Genomic DNA, 17326 nt, shown 5'->3' on the forward strand with positions numbered 1-17326 from the left:
TGTGGCTGCGATAGCTGGACTTAAGCAAATATTCGAGGGTTATTCCAGCCAAACTACGCTCCGTAGCAGCTGCCGAGCTCGCGAGGCAGCTGCTTCAGGTCGCATTACACCTTAAGAATTCGTCTGTAGGGGCTGACTATGTATAAGCCCCCACCATCCACTTCACTTTCTCCAGCGCCTCTCGCAGCGCGCCCATCTCCACGGAGCCCAGCGCAAGACGAAACGCGTGCGGGACATTGGCCGACGTGGCAAACGGTTCGGCGGTAGAGACCGACACGTTTTCCCGCATCAACGCCATGGCGATCTGGTCGGCCCGTGCGTCTTCCGACAATGGCAACCAAAGAAAATACGACGATGGGTGGCGAATACAGCGCAGCCCCGCCAGTACCTCGCCGGCCACGATTTGCCTGGCCTGCGCATCCCGGCGCTTTTCGGCTTCCAGTTGCATGACGGTGCCGTCATCAAGCCAGGTGGTGGCAATCGCCGTCATCACACCCGGGGTATTCCAGGTGGTCGCCTTGATCGTGCGCTCCAGCGCGGGCACGTTCTGCAGGGGGGCGGCGACGAAGCCTACGCGCAATCCGGTGGCCACGCTTTTGGACAGCCCTGACACGTAAATCGTCCTCTCGGGGGCGAGTACCGCCAGCGGTGCGGGGGGATTCTCCGCGAGGAAGGCGTAAGCGGCGTCCTCAATGATCAGCAGCCCATGCTCGCGCGCAATCGTCACCAGGTGTTCGCGTTGCTCGGCACTCATCACCCAGCCCAGCGGATTGTGCAGGGTCGGCATCGTGTACACCGCCCGCACGCGTCGATGGCGGCACAGGCTTTCCAGCGCCTGCAGATCAGGCCCGTGATCGAGCACCGGAATGGGCACGATTTCAAGGTGCAGCGTGTCGGCCAGGACTTTGAATCCCGGGTAGGTCAATGCGTCGGCTGCAATCACGTCACCGGGTTGCAACAGCGCCATCATCGTCACCGCCAGCCCTTGCTGGGCGCCAGTGACGATCAGCACTTGCTCAGCCTCAACCGTCAGCCCTCGAACGCGTAAATGGCGCGCCACAGCGGCGCGCTCATGCGGGCGCCCGGCGTGTGGCTGGTAGCGCAGAAGCGCTTCCAGATCGCCGGCCGAGGCGAGCTGGCGCAGGGCATTGCGCAACAGTTCGGCCTGCCCGGGAAGCGCCGGGTAGTTGAAGTTCAGGTCGGTCATGCCGGCGGCAACGCTGTGTTGATCGATAGCCTGGTTGGGCGACCACGAGGTTTCCCTGACGAACGTCCCCCGCCCCGTCTCCCCGCTGACCAGGCCCATGGCTTCCAACTCCGCATAGACTCGGCTTGCCGTCACCAGGGCCAGGCCTTCCGTGGTCGCCAACTGGCGGTGGGTCGGTAGGCGCGTGCCCGGCAACAGGCGTCCTGAACGGATATCCGCGGCAAACGTATCCACCAGTGATTTGTAGCGGGAACGAGGCATGAGCAGATGTATCCATGACAATATTTTGATTGTATTGAGTTTCGTCCATACGATGCCTCCCATGCAACCTGAGCATGAAGGGGATCCAGAATGGAACGTACATCCAACCTGCAACACCACACCACGGAAAAGACCACGAGCGGATGGCTCAACGGATTCATCGGCGTGCTCATCTTCAGCGGCTCGCTGCCGGCGACACGGGTGGCCGTTCTGGAGTTCGATCCGGTCTTCCTGACGGTTGCCCGGGCCAGTATCGCTGCCATTCTGGCGCTGTGCATGCTGATGCTCTTCAAGGAAAAACGGCCAGCCAGGCATCAGCTGCTCTCCCTGGCAATCGTGGCCCTGGGCGTTGTATTAGGGTTTCCGCTGTTGACCGCACTGGCGCTGCAATATGTAACGTCTGCGCACTCCATCGTCTTCGTTGGCCTGTTGCCGCTCGCCACCGCAGCCTTCGGGGTCTGGCGCGGTGGCGAGCGACCCCGGCCGGTGTTCTGGTTCTTCTCGGTGCTGGGCAGCCTGCTGGTGGTGGGGTTTGCCGTCTCCCAGGGCCTGACGGCTTCGCCGGCGGGAGACATTCTGATGTTGCTGGCCATCCTGGCGTGCGGGCTGGGCTATGCCGAAGGTGCGAAGCTTTCCAAGACACTGGGAGGCTGGCAGGTGATTTCCTGGGCCCTGGCGCTGTCGCTGCCCGTCATGGTTCCGCTGACCTGGTTGCTGGCCCCGCCTTCGCTCTCGGCAATCACCCCGCCCGCGTGGTTGAGCCTGGCTTACGTGTCGCTGTTCAGCATGTTGATTGGCTTTGTGTTCTGGTATCGCGGCCTGGCTCAGGGCGGAATTGCCGCCGTTGGCCAGCTTCAGCTGCTGCAGCCATTTTTTGGTCTGGCGCTGGCGGCCACGCTGCTGCATGAGCAGGTCAGCCTTGGCATGCTGGGGGTGACCGCGGCGGTGATTCTTTGCGTGGCCGGGGCACGCAAATTCTCGAAATAGACAGCTCGGTCGGAAACCGACTGTTGGTCAGCCTTCGGGGCCACAGGAAGACTAATCTTTTAATGTAAGGGCTGAATTGTCGTGGTGGACCGGCCTCCGGGATGTTACCGGTCCATCGCAGTACTGGAGAGGAGGAATGAAAATGGCCAACTTCGCGAAAAAATTGCCGGTGCACACCGACGAAGACAAAACCAGTCGGCAGCCGGTGGTGCAAGACCCTTGGCGGCCCCTGGAAAAACTGCGTCAACAGGTTGATCACCTGTTCGAAGACTTCAATCGTGGCTCTATGCTGACACCCTTCAGACGTGGTCTGTTTGATGTCGAACCGTTCTGGAGCCGGGACTTTATCGGTCGCAGCCTGCCTGCCGTGGACATCACCGAGAAAGATGAAAGCTTCGAAATAACCGCAGAACTGCCAGGCATGGACCAGGATAATATCGAGCTCACACTGTCCAACGGCAACCTGATCATCAAGGGTGAAAAGAAAGAGGACAAGGAAGAAAAAAGAACAGGCTATCACCTGTCGGAGCGTCACTATGGCTCCTTTCAGCGGGCATTCAGCCTGCCTAAAGGCGTCGACACCGACAAGATCGAAGCCAGTTTCAACAAAGGTGTGTTGAGCATTTCGCTGCCAAAAAGGCCCGAAGCCATCAGCGCGGATAAACGGGTACCCATCAAATCCCGCTAACTCGCCGAGACCGCCCTTGACGCAACCAGAAGCCCCTTGTCGGGAAACCGGCGAGGGGCTTTTTTGTACGTTCATGGGCAGTTGATTTTTATCAATCGAGGTCACACGGGTTCATCTTCTCTGTCGATCCGGGGCAATGGCTTGACGATCGTCAGGCTGCAGGGTGACCGGTTCAATACGCTTTCTGCCGTACTGCCGATGAATATATCGATCCCCCGATGGTAGGTCGTTCCGAGCACCACCATGTCGAAGGCATGTTGTTGCGCGAAATGGGCAATGACCTTGGGAGGGATGCCGGGCAGCAGATGGCGCCGTTGTTTCTCGACTCCATAGCGTTCGGCAAGCGCTTCAAAGGCCTCCAACTGGGCATCGTTGACGGCGTCTCTCAAACTGCCATCGAGTGTCGCTGTCGGCACATTCACTTGCGCCTCCCCCAACTCCGACCAGCCGCTGACATTGAGCAGGTGCAAGGTGGCGCCACAGGATTCGGCCAGGCTTGAGGCAAGGTCGAGAATCCGGTCATTGAGCCCCAGGGTCAGCGCCTCCAGATGGGACAGGTCGATGGTGGCGAGTATGCTCAACGGCTTCGGATTCGTAGCATCGATAACCAGGTGTAACGGTGCCGGACAGTCACGCAGCAACTGCCAGTCCAGGGGCCGGTGGAAGGCGCGGTCGAGCGCCGACACGCGCTGGGTGTCCTTGATCACCAGGTCCGCATGGAAGTCATTCACGTACTCCAGCAGATGCGCCAGGGTCGGTCTGGCCCACACTACTTCAGAGCTCACCTGCACGCCTTCGCATCGCTGAAACCGGGCTTGCTGCTCCAGCCAGTGACGATGTACCTGCAAGTAACCTTCCCGCGCCTGAGCCATGGCGTCGTGGTCAAACAGACCGGCCGCCGCCAGCGCCTGGACATAATCGAAAGCGACAATGTGCAGCATCGCACCGGTTGCACAGGCCAGGGCCCGCGCCCGATCGAACGCCGGGGTACGGACCATTTCGGTTGGGGCAATCAATAGCAAACGTTGAATTCTCACCCTCACCCACCTCATCTGGATAGCTTCAGGTTGTGACTCAAGTATCGGGGGCTCTCGCCATGCGGCTCTGATTTTTATCAAATAATGGCCGGCCAGCGATCGGCTTACCGCCCGACGCTTGAACCCTGCCTCGTGGGGCCAAGACTGCGCTCGTTACCCCCTCCCCGAGGTTGATTTACATCAAATACCCGCCAATGAACGCCCTCGTGGCGGGTGTCTGATCCAGATCAGATTCAAGGGCTGCCAGTGGCGTAGAAATGAATCAACCGCGTGGTGGGTGAATACGCACCGACCTTTCAAACAAGATGGAGGATCATCCATGCTCACTGTCAAAGACCACAATGATCGGGCCGCGGCCGCCTATGCCGCAGTCACCGGAAAGTACTGGATCGAAGCGCTCAAGGACGGCCGCCATGTGCTGATCCGGCCACTGCTGGAAAAGGACCGCGAACTTGAATACGCCTTCATCAAGCGCCTGTCGCCCGAGTCCCGGCACATGCGTTTTCTCGCGCAGATCAACGAGCCCGGCGCCGCCATGCTCGATCAGTTGATGGACACCGATAACAAACAGCGCATGGCTTACATCGCGCTGGTTCACGAAAACGGCAAATTGATTGAAATCGGCATCAGCCGCTACGCCGCCACGTCGGAACATGAGTGTGAGTGCGCAGTGACGGTCGCCGATGAATGGCAGCATCTGGGCCTCGGCACCGCCTTGATGGAACATCTGATCAAGGCCGCCCGCAGAAACGGTTTTCATCAGATGTATTCGATCGACGCCTCAAACAATATCCCCATGCGCGACCTGGCCAAAGCCTTGGATTTCGAGAGGCACAATGACCCCAACGACAGCCATCAGGTTATCCATAGTCTGTATATGTCGTAAAAGCCGATTGCCCCACGACGTACCGGCCAACGGTCTGTCGTGGGGTAGAACCCCAGAGTGATCGCAGCAGACTCAGGCGACTTGATCTTTGTCAGCTACAGCACTCGGATGCACGTTAATGCAGCAACATGCCCGCCCACATTGCCAACGTCAGCAAGACCTGGCCGGGGATGATATACGCGGCGAACCGACGCCCGCCGCTGACCCAGGCCACCAGGCATTTGCTCAGGGAGTTACTGCTGACGGCAACCAGCGTGGGCCCGGCAATAGCGTCGAACGGCAACAGCCCGGCCTTGGCCAGGGCGGCAATGGACGCCGTCGAAGAATGGGCATCGGCGAAACCGGTGAGCGTCGTCGTGACCATCACACCCACTTCGCCAAAGTGGTTGAGCACCATCGAAGACACAAAGGTGATGCCGGTCATGGTCAGTGTGATGACCAGGGCCAGCTTGAGGTTGAACGCACCGCCGACCTTGACCGGCTGATTGGCGTCACTCGCAGGTTGCGCGAACATCAGGCTCAAGCCATACAGCGCCGTGGCGGCGGTACCACACAACAGCGGTCCCCACATGTGCCGCAACAGACCGGTGTCGACCGCCCCCAGGATCAGGCCGACCTCAATGACGGTAGCCAGGTTGGACAGCATCGCTGCCGCGCTCAGGATTTTGATGTTGCCTGGCTCCTTGGCGGCAAGGTGCCCCATCGCGGCGATGGTCGCGATGCTGGAAGCGAATCCGGAGGCGATGGCGCTGACCGCATAGCCGTAACGAGTGCCCAGGATACGAACGGCGATATGCCCTATCGCCCCGACGGCCATCAGCAACACGGTCAAGGTGCAAATGGTGCGCAGATTGATAGAGGCATACGGACCGATAAAACGGTCAGGCGCCAGTGGCAACACCACCAGCGCGGTGACCAACAGCACCAGAGCGTCGCGCATTTCCGCTTCAGTCAATTGGCTACGCGCAAAGTGGTGCAGCTTTTGACGATACGTCAGCAGCCCCGCCACCACCACACCAATGGCAATAGCCAACTCGGGCGCGGTGCCACACAACGCCCCCAATACCAATACTGTGAATAATGCCACTTCACTGGTGACACCAGGATCATTGCCCAGGCTTCGCCAGTAAGCCACGGTGACCAGCAAGGCCAGACAGATCGCCATGGTTCCCAACAGCAGACCACCACCGACCTGCATCGCCACATACCCCAGCAATGCGGTGATCGCAAACGTGCGCAATCCGGCACAGGCACGACTGTCCCCCCGCCCCTTGTGCCGTTCACGTTCAAGGCCGATGAGCATGCCGATCCCCAGCGCTGCTGCCGCCCCTGCCAGGCCCAAGGTGTCGTTCATGTGATTCCCGTCCGGGTAAGCCACAACCCCTAGACTACGCCGGCATGACGCAGGAGAGGTTGATAATGGTCAATATGTTGTAGATGGACACAGCGCGCCCCGCCACACGTCGGGCCGCAGGCTGGATCACTCGCCAGATTGATAAAGATCAATCCCGCCCCCCCGGTCAGCGGCAGGATAAAAGTCAGAGGACCACTGCCCAAACGCAGGGGTGCCAGTGAGCACAGGAATATCTACGATTATTGACGGGAGTTTGGTCATGTCTGAGCAATCACGCTTCATGCTGGTCGCCTCGCCCCTCATGGAAAACAGCCCCGCGTTCGACCGCGCCGCTGCGTTGGCCAAGGCCTGGGGCGCGGCCCTGCACATCGTCGCCTTCGATTACCTGCAAGGCCTGGCAACGGCGAGCATGGTCAACGAACAAGCGTTGGAGCAGATGCGGCTGGGGTATGTCGAGCGCCATCGGCAATGGCTCGAAGAACAGGCCCGCCCCTTGCGTAAAATCGGGGTGCCCGTCACCACGGAGGTGGTTTGGGTTGAACGACCTTTGCAGGAAATCCTCATTCATCTCAAAGAACAGCCCATGGCGGTACTGATCAAGGCACTGGAATACGAGTCGCTGCTGTCACGGATAATGTTCACGCCCCTGGATATCCATTTGCTGCGCGAATGCCCGGTGCCGCTGCATTTTGTCAGCCATGCGCAACACGCGCTGCCGCGCAGGATCGTCGCCGCGGTCGATCCCTTCCATAGCAACACTCAGTACAAGGATTTCAACGACAGGATATTGCGCGAGGCCTCAAAACTGGCCAGCACCTGTAATGCCCAGCTCGACGTGATCTATGCCCACGACCTTTCATCCATCAGCGCGGACGAGTTCGGTTTCGACAGTAGCCCGGCGTTATTTTCTTCAGGCAAAGCCAAGACGCTGTTCGACGCACAGGCCGATGCCTTCCGCGAACTGGCCGAGCGCAATGGTATTGCGCCGGAGCAACAGCACATGATCATGGGCAACCCGAGCAAGGTCCTCACCCAATACGCCGATGCCTACGACATCGACGTGATTGTCATGGGTCGGGTCGGCCAACGGGGCGTGGGCCGATTGGTGGGCAGCACGGTGGAGCATCTGCTGTACAAAATGCCGTGCAGTGTATGGGTGGTTTCACCTGAGGAACTGTAGAGAGCTATTTCGTGCCGATCAAAGCCGACTGACCGCTGGCCCGGCCCCTTGTCGGGAAACCGGCAGGGGGCTTTTTTCTGAGAGGGACCGGATCAAAAATGTACAAGTCAGCGCGGCCCCTGGCCGTCGACATGACACTACGTAGCACTGCACGTCGACTAACCCGACATTATGGGGATGACGTTCATGAACACACCTTCCCAAAACATGCTGAACCAGCTGTATGGCACGCATACCCACATAGACGAGGCCTCCATCGTCCCGCTCCTGCGTCAATACGCCGAACCCCTGCCGGAACTGAACTCACAAGCCTTTGGTGAAATGTTCGACCGCTACGCGGATGCCCGCGTGGTGATGATCGGTGAAGCCAGCCATGGCACCAGTGACTTCTATCGGACCCGGGCAGCGATTACCCAACGGCTGATCGAGCAGCACGGGTTCAATATCGTGGCCGTTGAAGCAGACTGGCCAGACGCGGGTCATGTGGACCGATATGCCCGGGGGCTGGCGCGCTCGGCCTGGGCACGACACATTTTCAGCCGGTTCCCGACCTGGATGTGGCGCAACACCGATGTGAGAGCGTTCACCCATTGGCTGCATCGTTACAATCACAAACACGCGCCTGAAGATCGCGTCGAGTTTCGCGGTCTGGACGTTTACAGTTTGCGCAACTCCATCCACGAGGTGCTGAGCTATCTGGACCGTGCCGACCCGCCGCTGGCACACGAAGCACGGCGTCGCTATGGCTGCTTGACCCCGTGGCAGGATGATCCTGCACTGTACGGCCGCTTTGTCGAACACGACGGCATAATGCCCTGCGAACATGCGGTGGTCGAACAGCTCAATGCCATGCTGGCCGAGCAACTGGCCGGGGCCATCAAGGATGATGAGGCGTTCTTCGATGCGACCCAGAACGCCCGGGTGATCCAGGCGGCGGAACAATATTACCGAGCGATTTATCGAGGTTCGACGACCTCCTGGAACCTGCGCGACAGGCACATGTTCGACACGTTACGTGCGTTGCTCGAACACCGCGGCCCTCAAGCCAAAGCTGTGGTGTGGGCGCACAACTCCCATATCGGCAATGCAGCCGCCACGGAAATGGGCTGGAAGGGTCAGTTCAATATCGGTCAACTGTGCCGCAGTGCCTACGGGCGCGATGTGGTTCTGATCGGCATGAGCACCGACCGTGGCCAGGTGGCCGCGGCCAATGACTGGGATGGCGAGATGCTCATCAAGGACATCCGGCCGTCTCGGCCAGACAGTTGGGAGCGCCAGTTCCTCAACGCCGGTGTCCCGGCTTCATTGACCGACTGGCGGGACCCACAGCGAAAAGAGCTGCGCCGAGCCCTGTCCAAACCTCTGCTGGAGCGGGCCATCGGTGTGATCTATCGACCCGCAAGCGAGCGCAGCAGCCACTACTTCGAGTCAGTGCTGACCGAACAATTCGACGCCATGGTCTGGATTGAACAGACGCAGCCGGTAACAGCGTTGCCCCTGCCGAAAAGCCAGGCGCTGGAACCGGAAGACGAAACCTTTCCATTTGGCGTATGACAGGCATCAGACGGTGGTTGTCTGCGTGGGATGACTACCGTCGCAAATACTTCTCGAACCAGTCGCCAGCCAGTCTGGCGACTTCTTCGAGGGTTCCTGCTTCTTCCCATCCAGTCGATCACCTTCACCAGTCGGCTGGAAAGCAGCGCCATATTGAAACGCAATTCCCGGGTTTGGTTGTCCAGGTATGAGTACCGGTCTGTCGTGTACTCCCGCGTCGAGCGACGGTCCGAGATCGCCTTATCGATGTTCATGGGGGGCATACCTCAAAAGAGTGTCATATCCTTCATAAAGTGATCCGCCCACGAGGGCTTGCTGCATCAGATAGACGATGAACGCTCAATGCACACTGCAAGCGTCTGGCTTGCTCTCGCGACAGGCAACGCGCGTGAAAAACAGCTCGCGCAGGAGCGCTGCCATGTGCGGGAAGATCATGGCGTGTATCGGTGGCAGCATCGCGTTCCGGCTTCTGATCCGCGTCATGCTGGCATGCGTCTGCGCACTGGCCTGGAGCGCGGACGGCGCCGCACAGAGCGCCGAGCCACGCGTCACGATCCTTGTTTACCACCGTTTCTCGGACACGGCGGACGACTCGATGACCGTACGCATGAGCACCTTCGAAACCCAGTTGCGCTTCCTGCACGAGCACGGCTACCACATCGTGTCGCTGCGTGAGGTGGTCGACTGGCTGCGGGATCCCGATGCGACGTTGGCGTCGAAGCCGGTGGCTATCACCGTCGACGACGGGCATCGTTCAGTATTCGACAAACTGCTACCCGTCGTCCTGCGCGAGCGCTTTCCGGTCACCCTGTTTATCTATCCATCGGCAATCTCGAACGCTTCCTATGCGCTGACGTGGGAGCAATTGCGCACCCTGAAACAGACCGGACTCATCGACATCCAGTCGCATACGTTCTGGCATCCCAATTTCAACGTCGAGCGCAGGCACCGTACGCCGGCGGACTTCCAGCAATTCGTCCGTACCCAACTGCAAAAATCACGTCAACGCATCGAGTCGCAAACCGGTGCGCAGGTCGACATGCTCGCGTGGCCGTTCGGTATCTATGACGACGAGTTGATCGCACTCGCCCGCGACGAGGGTTACGCAGTGGCCTTCACACTAGACGCGCGCAAGACCGACCGGCACGCGCGACTACTCGCCCTGCCGCGCTTTCTGATGAGTGATGCCTACGGCGCACGCGCGTTCGCGCAGCTGCTCGGCGAACCGAACACCCCGCCGACACCCGCAGTGGGGAACCTGCAATGACCTTCATCCGCGCATTGAGGCGCTATGCGATCCCGGCACTACTGGTCGTCACTGCCCTGCTGACCGGGCGAGGCGCGCTGGCCGTCACTGGTGTCGTACTCGACTCGAGCACGCAGAACCCGCTCGCCGACGCAATCATCACGACGTCGGCCGGCGTGATGCGTACCGACGAAAACGGGCGGTTCGAGACGGCTCAGGCGGTCGAGAGTGTCGCAGCCCGCGCCCCAGGGTATTTGCGCACCGAGGCCAAAGTGAGCGACGAAACGCCCGTGACGCTCGCGCTGACCCCGTTTCGCCCCAAAGCGGTCTATCTGTCGGTGTTCGGCGTGACCAGTTCGACCCTGCGCAACAACGTTGTCAGCCTTAGTGAAAACACCGAAATCAATGCATTGGTGATCGACGTCAAGGGTGACCGTGGCCTGACACCCTATCGCAGCGTGGCGCGCGAGACGATCGGCGCCGCGGCCCATCTGACCACACGGGCACCTCAGATGCGCGACTTTCCGGCGCTGCTTGCCAAGCTGCGCGCGCAACACCCGTACCTGATCGCGCGCATCGTGGTGTTCAAGGACGATCCTTTTGCCAGCGCGCATCCAGAGTGGAGCGTGCACACCGCTGACGGCCAGCCGTGGCGGGATCTCGAAGAACTGCAATGGATGGATCCGTTTTCGCACGAGGTCTGGCAGCACAATCTCGATATCGCCGAGGAGGCCGCGCAGATGGGTTTCGACGAGATCCAGTTCGACTATGTGCGTTTTCCCGACAAGAGCGGGCTACGCTTTGCCCTCCCCAACAACCGCGCCAACCGGACCGCGGCGATCATCGGCTTTCTGCAGGCCGCACGCGCACGGCTCGCCCCCTACAATGTATTCGTCTCCGCGGACATCTTCGGCTACGTCTGCTGGAATCAGGACGATACGGCAATCGGGCAACAAATCGAACTGCTGGGCGCGGAGCTCGACTACATTTCTCCGATGTTGTACCCGTCCGGTTTCACATGGGGGCTGCCGGGTTTTACCAACCCGACAGCCGACCCCGGCCAGATTGTCAGGCGTACCCTGGCAGAGGCGATGCAGCGCACCCATCTGCCGGGCGTGCGCTTTCGTCCCTGGTTGCAGGCCTTTCGCGACTATGCCTTCGATCGTCGCCCGTTTGACGAGGCCGCGATCAGTGCGCAGGTTAACGCCGCAGACGCCGCCGACACCGATGGATGGATGTTATGGAACCCACGCAATCACTACGAAGCCGCCGATCTGCCACACCGTTGATCGCTGTGCTGAAGCGCTGGGCGATGCTGCTTGGCCTGGCGATGGCGGCGCAAACTGCATGCGCCACCAATCTCGATGCGACGGCGCGCCTGCAAGCTGCACAGATCGTCGAAGGCCAGATTGCCGCCGGACGCGTTCCGGGGGCCGTTGTCCTGATCGGTGACTCCACGCAGGTGTTCTATCGCCAGGCCTTTGGACAACGCACAACGACGCCCCCCCGCGAGCCAATGACGCTGGACACCGAGTTCGATCTGGCATCGCTGACCAAGGTCATCGCGACGACCACGGCAATCCTGCAACTGGCCGAAACGGGCCGCATCTACCTGGACGCACCCGTTGCGCGGTATTGGCCTGCCTTTGGGTCGTACGGCAAAGAGGCGGTGACGGTGCGTGACCTGCTTGCGCACACCTCCGGGCTGCGCCCAGGCTTGCCTTTGCGGCCAGCCCGTGCGGGCCGCAAAGGTGTGTTGAGCGCCATCGCGGCGCAGCGGCTGCGCAACGCACCGAGTGCCCAAGTCATTTACAGTGACCTGAATTTCGTGGTGCTCGGCGAGCTGGTCGAGCGCATCACCCACAGCCCGCTCGACGCCTATTGCCAGGCTCACATCTTCGGACCGCTGGGTATGCGCGACACGTTTTTTCTGCCGGATGCCCAGCAAGCAATGCGCAGTGCGCCGACGATCGCCAACAAGGCTGGCACGCTGCGGGGGCACGTGCATGATCCGACGGCCCAATGGATGGACGGCGTCTCCGGCAACGCCGGGCTGTTTTCCACGGCGGACGATCTCGCGCGTTTCGCACAGATGGTGTTGAACCAGGGGCGCGCCGGCACTCGACAGATCCTGCGGCCTGCGAGCATCGCCGCCCTCGCGAGCGCCGCTTCGCCGCTCGACACCGTACCGTGGCGCGGCCTCGGCTGGGAACTGGCCGCACCGTTCGTGCCGAACCATGATCGTCTGCCGCCGATTGGCGTCATCGGCCATACCGGATACACCGGAACGGGGCTGTGGATTGATCTGGTGACACGCCAATTCATCGTCATCCTGAGCAACCGGGTGTATCCCGATGACAGCGGTGACGCTCGCCCGCTTCGTGCGCAATTGCTTGCACTGATGGCAAGTCGCGCAGCACCTGCGAACGGCGCGCAAATCGGCCGGTTGCTGCCCTCGGCGTTGCCGGCGCTGCGTGCCGCCGATCACCTGCCCTCCTCGACGGGCCCGGTGCAGACAGGCATTGACGTGCTTGAGGAACAGCAATTTGCCCCGCTCGCCGGCATGCGCGTGGGCTTGATCACTAATCGCAGCGGATTCGACGCCAAAGGCCGACGCACAGTCGACGTCCTCGCACACGCGCCAGGTGTCAGGCTGGCGGCATTGTTCTCACCGGAGCATGGGCTGAACATCGACGTGGACGAACGGGTCGGCGACACCCTCGATCCGGCGACGGGCCTCACCGTGCACAGTCTCTATGGCGCAACGCAGCGCTTCCCGGCCGGTTCGCTCAAAGGGCTGGATGCGCTGATCTTCGACATTCAGGATGCCGGCGTGCGCTTCTTCACCTATGAGACGACACTCGGCTACGCACTCGAAGCCGCAGCGGCGCAAGGCATTGCGCTGTTCGTACTGGACCGGCCCGACCCGCTCGGTGCGCAGCGCTTCGGCGGGCCGGTAATGGACAGTCGCCGCGAATCGTTTACGGGCTATTTCCCTGCACCGCTACAGCCCGGCATGACAGTCGGCGAGCTGGCGAGTCTATTCAACCGCAACAAGCACATTGGTGCGGATCTGCGCGTTGTGCCGATGCAGGGATACCGGCGCGCGATGACCTTTGCCGACACCGGGTTGGGCTGGGTGCCACTCTCGCCGAACCTGCGCACGCTACCCCAGCTGGATCTGTACCCGGATATCGGCTTGCTCGAAGGGGCGAATCTGAGTGTGGGGCGCGGCACACCGCACCCGTTCGAGTGGGTCGGCGCGCCGTGGATCGACGCGACCCGGCTCGCAAACGCGCTGAACGCGTTTGACGTCGGCGCGCATTTCGAGCCGGTCGACTTCGTCCCCACCGAATCAAACTGGCATGGTCGGCTCTGTCATGGGGTGAGCATCACCCGCGTCTCAACGCCTGCGCAACGTCCGGTAGCCAGCCTGGGGCTGGCCCTGCTCGCCACCTTGCACACGCTTTATCCCCACGTACTCGACCTGGCGGCGACCCGTGATTCGATCGGTTCGCAAAGCGTGTGGCAGGCGATTCACGACGGCGCGACACCTGACGCGGCGCAGGCGCTCGACGCGGTGCCACTTGCACACTTTGCGCGGCTACGGCAGGAGAACTTGCTGTATTGACCTGCCCGGTAGCGCCCTGTGCGAGGGAGAAGCTGAAGCAGGCTATCTTTATTAAACGGGTTGGCCGTTGTCTTACCGATACGCGTTCCCACTCTGAGCCAAGGCCATGAAAAAGAATGACCAGTGGAACCTGTCCTACTTGGCGATCGCTTTTATCGTCATGGGCCTCATGCAGGTTTTCTTTGTCGAGCACCAGGCTGTGCAGCCCCTCCCCTACAGCCAGTTCATGCAACTGTTGAACGAGCAAAAAGTCAGTGACTTGCAGATCGACAAGGACCGGATCAGCGGCAAATTGGTGGAGCCCATCGATGGACGCGAGCGGTTCTCCACGGTGCGGGTCGATCCGGCGTTGGCGACCGAACTCTCCCAATCGGGCGTCGGTTTTACCGGGGTCAATGAAAACACCTTTATAAACAGCCTGTTGGGCTGGTTTTTGCCATTCATTCTGATCATGGTGTTCTGGAATTTCCTGTTTCGCGGGATAGCGGACAAACAAGGCCTTGGCGGGTTGATGAATGTCGGCAAGTCGCGGGCCAGGATCTTTGTCGAACGCGACACCGGGGTGACCTTCGCCGATGTCGCGGGCATTGACGAAGCCAAGGCCGAACTGGTGGAAATCGTCTCGTTCCTCAGGGACAAGGCCCGATACGCACGCCTGGGCGCGCACATTCCCAAGGGCACCTTGCTGGTCGGCCCGCCAGGCACAGGCAAGACCCTGGTGGCCAAAGCCATCGCCGGTGAAGCCGGTGTGCCGTTTTTCTCGATTTCGGGGTCGGAGTTTGTCGAAATGTTCGTCGGGGTCGGTGCGGCCCGGGTCCGCGACCTGTTCGAACAGGCACGCCAGGCGGCGCCCTGCATCATCTTCATCGATGAACTCGACGCGCTGGGCAAGATGCGTGGCGTCGGCGTGTTAGGCGGCAATGACGAGAAAGAACAGACCCTCAACCAGTTACTGGCCGAACTGGACGGCTTCGATCCGCGTGAGGGCGTGGTATTGCTGGCTGCGACCAACCGGCCGGAGGTTCTCGACCCGGCGCTGTTGCGCGCCGGGCGCTTCGACCGGCAGATTGTGATCGACCGCCCCGATCGCAAAGGGCGGCAGTCGATTCTTAAGGTTCATCTGAAGAAAATCACCGTGGAACCAGGCCTCGATAGCGCACGTATCGCCGAAATCACCACCGGTTTCACCGGCGCCGACCTGGCCAACCTGGTGAACGAAGCGGCCATCGTCGCCACCCGTCGCGGCGCCGAGGCGGTCAGCCTGAACGACTTCACCGCCGCAGTGGAACGCCTTATCGCGGGGCTTGAACGCAAAAGCAGCCTGCTCGACCCCGACGAGCGCCGGGTGGTGGCCTATCACGAGATGGGGCATGCCCTGGCCGCCAGCAGCCTGCCGGCCATGGACCCGGTTCATAAAGTCTCGATCGTGCCCCGCGCCATCGGCTCGCTGGGCTATACCTTGCAGCGACCGACCGAGGATCATTTCCTGATCAGTTGCCAGACGCTCAAGGACCGGATTGTCGTGCTGATGGCCGGGCGCGCCGCCGAGGACCTTGTCTATGGCCAGATCTCCACCGGGGCCGCCGACGATCTGGGTCGCGCGACCGATATCGCCCGGCAACTGATCACCCGCTTCGGCATGAGCCCCGAGCTCGGCCAGTCGGTGCTGGAAAAGCAAACCCCAACGTACCTGGGAGATCGCATGGCCACGATGGGCGAAAAGGATTATTCGGAACAGACCGCTCGGGAAATCGACCTGGGTATTCGTGCCCTGCTCGATGAAGCCTACCAACGGGCCAAGGCGCTGCTCCAGAGTCGTCGGGCCGACCTGGACGAAGGTGCCCGCCTGTTGCTGGAAAAGGAAACCCTCACGCCCGAGGAGTTTCCACCGCTGATGCCATTCAAGCCCACCCCGGCATCACCAGCACCGTGACGCTGCGATCAATCGCCCGCAGACGGCGCCCTGCCCTAATCGCTGAAGGCTCATCATGTTCGCAGTCACGCTAATCAACACATTGGTGGTGGTCGTCACGGTGGTGATCCATTACGAATGCCTGCTGCGCCTGAACGATTGGTTGCCCAGGCTCAAACTCTGGAGCCGCTTTCGGATCGTCGCCGGGGTGTTCGGCGCGATGCTGGCCCATGCGATAGAAGTCTGGTGTTTCGCACTGGTCTATTACCTGCTGATCCGCTCCGGTGAATGGGGCAGCCTGAGCGGCAATTTCGATGGCTCGTACCTGGACTGCGTGTACTTTTCCTTCACCACGTTCACGACCATCGGTTTCGGCGACATTTCACCCATGGGTAACCTCAAGTACCTGACCGGGTTGGAGGCACTGACGGGGCTGGTGCTGATTTCCTGGACCGCCTCGTTTCTGTTTCTGGAGATGCAGAAATACTGGAGGAGCAAATAGCGCCCGGCTCAACAGGGGCAAGCCTTTTCCCGCTCATCGATTGAGCCTGTAAACGCCCGATTGAAACGGTGATCCGAACTATGCTTTAAGCTCTTGTCAGGGGGACGTTTGCAATGCCTGAAACCCGGCCGTATCAACGTCATTATCTGAAAGCCGCGTGTTCCAATTGCAGCGTTCTGGAGTTGTGTCTGCCGATTGGCCTGACCAGCCACGAAGTCGAACGGCTGGATACCCTGATCATTCAACGTATAAAGATTAAAAAAGGTGCGGCCCTGTACCGGGCCGGCGATCCGTTGCGCTCGCTCTACGCGGTACGGATCGGTTCATTCAAGACCAGCATGCTGTCGTTCGACGGTCGCGAGCAGGTCACCGGTTTTCAGATACCCGGAGAGATGCTCGGTCTGGATGCCATCAGCGACGATCGGCACACCTGCAGTGCCTTTGCCCTGGAGGACAGTGAAGTCTGCCCTTTCAACTTCGCTCAACTGGAGAAGCTCGCTCAGGAGCTGCCCTCGTTGCAACACAACATGAACAAGATCTTGAGCCGGGAAATAGTGCGTGAGCACAACCTGCTCATGATGATGGGCAACATGAACTCCGATGAACGCCTGGCCGCCTTCCTGCTGAACCTGTCGCAACGGCTGCGCATTCGGGGGTACTCGTCCCGAGACTTTGTACTGAAGATGCGTCGCGAAGAGATCGGCTCCTATCTGGGCCTGCGCCTGGAAACCATCTGTCGGGGCATCGCTCATCTGCGGGATCTGGAGCTGGTCGAGATTTCCGGGCGTAATGTCAAAGTCCTGGATCTGGACGGGCTCAAGCAACTGGTCGCCGGCTGCCACCGGGAGACGCCCCTCTGACGCCTTGCGGTGCATCGGTTT

The 17326-nt window shown here is 60.7% G+C and carries 14 protein-coding genes; 11 read left to right on the top strand and 3 right to left on the bottom strand.

The window, feature by feature from the left end; translation table 11 throughout:
* Nucleotides 1-136: 136 nt before the first annotated feature.
* The gene (locus tag PMI21_RS21985) at nt 137-1468 is read right to left on the bottom strand and encodes an aminotransferase-like domain-containing protein (protein WP_007935324.1); all 1332 of its coding nucleotides are present in this window, start codon (nt 1466-1468) and stop codon (nt 137-139) included.
* Nucleotides 1469-1558: 90 nt separating this feature from the next.
* Between PMI21_RS21985 and PMI21_RS21980 the strand changes: the two genes are divergently transcribed.
* Nucleotides 1559-2455, top strand: coding sequence for a DMT family transporter (locus tag PMI21_RS21980; RefSeq protein WP_007935326.1), 897 nt, complete (start codon nt 1559-1561; stop codon nt 2453-2455).
* Nucleotides 2456-2597: 142 nt separating this feature from the next.
* Nucleotides 2598-3143 (top strand): Hsp20/alpha crystallin family protein, encoded by a 546-nt coding sequence (locus PMI21_RS21975; protein ID WP_007935328.1) that lies wholly within the window; start codon nt 2598-2600, stop codon nt 3141-3143.
* Between the two features lie 101 nt (nt 3144-3244).
* Here the strand turns inward: PMI21_RS21975 and PMI21_RS21970 are convergent, their stop codons facing one another.
* Nucleotides 3245-4180, bottom strand: coding sequence for a universal stress protein (locus PMI21_RS21970; protein WP_007935330.1), 936 nt, complete (start codon nt 4178-4180; stop codon nt 3245-3247).
* Nucleotides 4181-4499: 319 nt separating this feature from the next.
* On the opposite strand from PMI21_RS21970, the gene PMI21_RS21965 reads away from it, so the two are divergent.
* The gene (locus PMI21_RS21965) at nt 4500-5066 is read left to right on the top strand and encodes a GNAT family N-acetyltransferase (protein WP_007935331.1); all 567 of its coding nucleotides are present in this window, start codon (nt 4500-4502) and stop codon (nt 5064-5066) included.
* Nucleotides 5067-5181: 115 nt separating this feature from the next.
* On the opposite strand, the gene PMI21_RS21960 is transcribed toward PMI21_RS21965, so the two are convergent.
* Entirely contained in the window at nt 5182-6420 is a 1239-nt protein-coding gene (locus tag PMI21_RS21960; protein ID WP_007935333.1) for an MgtC/SapB family protein, read from the bottom strand.
* Nucleotides 6421-6679: 259 nt separating this feature from the next.
* Between PMI21_RS21960 and PMI21_RS21955 the strand changes: the two genes are divergently transcribed.
* From PMI21_RS21955 to PMI21_RS21920, 8 genes are all read left to right on the top strand, one after another.
* Nucleotides 6680-7600, top strand: coding sequence for a universal stress protein (locus PMI21_RS21955; RefSeq protein ID WP_007935334.1), 921 nt, complete (start codon nt 6680-6682; stop codon nt 7598-7600).
* A 186-nt stretch (nt 7601-7786) separates the two neighbouring features.
* On the top strand, nt 7787-9154 hold the full coding sequence (locus PMI21_RS21950) for an erythromycin esterase family protein (RefSeq protein ID WP_007935336.1): 1368 nt from the start codon (nt 7787-7789) through the stop codon (nt 9152-9154).
* Between the two features lie 418 nt (nt 9155-9572).
* A complete protein-coding gene (locus PMI21_RS21945) occupies nt 9573-10421 on the top strand; it encodes a polysaccharide deacetylase family protein (protein ID WP_007935338.1) in 849 nt (282 codons plus the stop codon).
* Complete coding sequence (locus PMI21_RS21940) at nt 10418-11689, top strand: putative glycoside hydrolase (protein ID WP_007935340.1); 1272 nt, start codon at nt 10418-10420, stop codon at nt 11687-11689. Before PMI21_RS21945 ends, PMI21_RS21940 begins: the two co-directional genes overlap by 4 nt.
* On the top strand, nt 11641-14031 hold the full coding sequence (locus PMI21_RS21935; RefSeq protein WP_007935350.1) for an exo-beta-N-acetylmuramidase NamZ domain-containing protein: 2391 nt from the start codon (nt 11641-11643) through the stop codon (nt 14029-14031). Before PMI21_RS21940 ends, PMI21_RS21935 begins: the two co-directional genes overlap by 49 nt.
* Before the next feature lie 106 nt (nt 14032-14137).
* Entirely contained in the window at nt 14138-15964 is a 1827-nt protein-coding gene (gene ftsH, locus PMI21_RS21930) for an ATP-dependent zinc metalloprotease FtsH (RefSeq protein ID WP_007935352.1), read from the top strand.
* Between the two features lie 55 nt (nt 15965-16019).
* Complete coding sequence (locus tag PMI21_RS21925; RefSeq protein ID WP_007935354.1) at nt 16020-16445, top strand: potassium channel family protein; 426 nt, start codon at nt 16020-16022, stop codon at nt 16443-16445.
* 113 nt (nt 16446-16558) lie between these two features.
* Complete coding sequence (locus PMI21_RS21920) at nt 16559-17305, top strand: cyclic nucleotide-binding domain-containing protein (RefSeq protein ID WP_007935355.1); 747 nt, start codon at nt 16559-16561, stop codon at nt 17303-17305.
* Nucleotides 17306-17326 lie beyond the last annotated feature (21 nt).

Origin of the sequence: Pseudomonas sp. GM18 (genome assembly GCF_000282195.1) — a bacterium.
In the GTDB taxonomy this organism is placed as follows: Bacteria; Pseudomonadota; Gammaproteobacteria; order Pseudomonadales; family Pseudomonadaceae; genus Aquipseudomonas.

Excerpts from the sequence above, each read along its gene's own strand:
- PMI21_RS21985 (WP_007935324.1), bottom strand. The coding sequence starts at position 1,468 with ATGCCTCGTTCCCGCTACAAATCACTGGTGGATACGTTTGCCGCGGAT.
- PMI21_RS21980 (WP_007935326.1), top strand. The coding sequence starts at position 1,559 with ATGGAACGTACATCCAACCTGCAACACCACACCACGGAAAAGACCACG.
- PMI21_RS21975 (WP_007935328.1), top strand. The coding sequence starts at position 2,598 with ATGGCCAACTTCGCGAAAAAATTGCCGGTGCACACCGACGAAGACAAA.
- PMI21_RS21965 (WP_007935331.1), top strand. The coding sequence starts at position 4,500 with ATGCTCACTGTCAAAGACCACAATGATCGGGCCGCGGCCGCCTATGCC.
- PMI21_RS21960 (WP_007935333.1), bottom strand. The coding sequence starts at position 6,420 with ATGAACGACACCTTGGGCCTGGCAGGGGCGGCAGCAGCGCTGGGGATC.
- PMI21_RS21955 (WP_007935334.1), top strand. The coding sequence starts at position 6,680 with ATGTCTGAGCAATCACGCTTCATGCTGGTCGCCTCGCCCCTCATGGAA.
- PMI21_RS21950 (WP_007935336.1), top strand. The coding sequence starts at position 7,787 with ATGAACACACCTTCCCAAAACATGCTGAACCAGCTGTATGGCACGCAT.
- PMI21_RS21945 (WP_007935338.1), top strand. The coding sequence starts at position 9,573 with ATGTGCGGGAAGATCATGGCGTGTATCGGTGGCAGCATCGCGTTCCGG.
- PMI21_RS21940 (WP_007935340.1), top strand. The coding sequence starts at position 10,418 with ATGACCTTCATCCGCGCATTGAGGCGCTATGCGATCCCGGCACTACTG.
- PMI21_RS21935 (WP_007935350.1), top strand. The coding sequence starts at position 11,641 with ATGGAACCCACGCAATCACTACGAAGCCGCCGATCTGCCACACCGTTG.
- ftsH (WP_007935352.1), top strand. The coding sequence starts at position 14,138 with ATGAAAAAGAATGACCAGTGGAACCTGTCCTACTTGGCGATCGCTTTT.
- PMI21_RS21925 (WP_007935354.1), top strand. The coding sequence starts at position 16,020 with ATGTTCGCAGTCACGCTAATCAACACATTGGTGGTGGTCGTCACGGTG.
- PMI21_RS21920 (WP_007935355.1), top strand. The coding sequence starts at position 16,559 with ATGCCTGAAACCCGGCCGTATCAACGTCATTATCTGAAAGCCGCGTGT.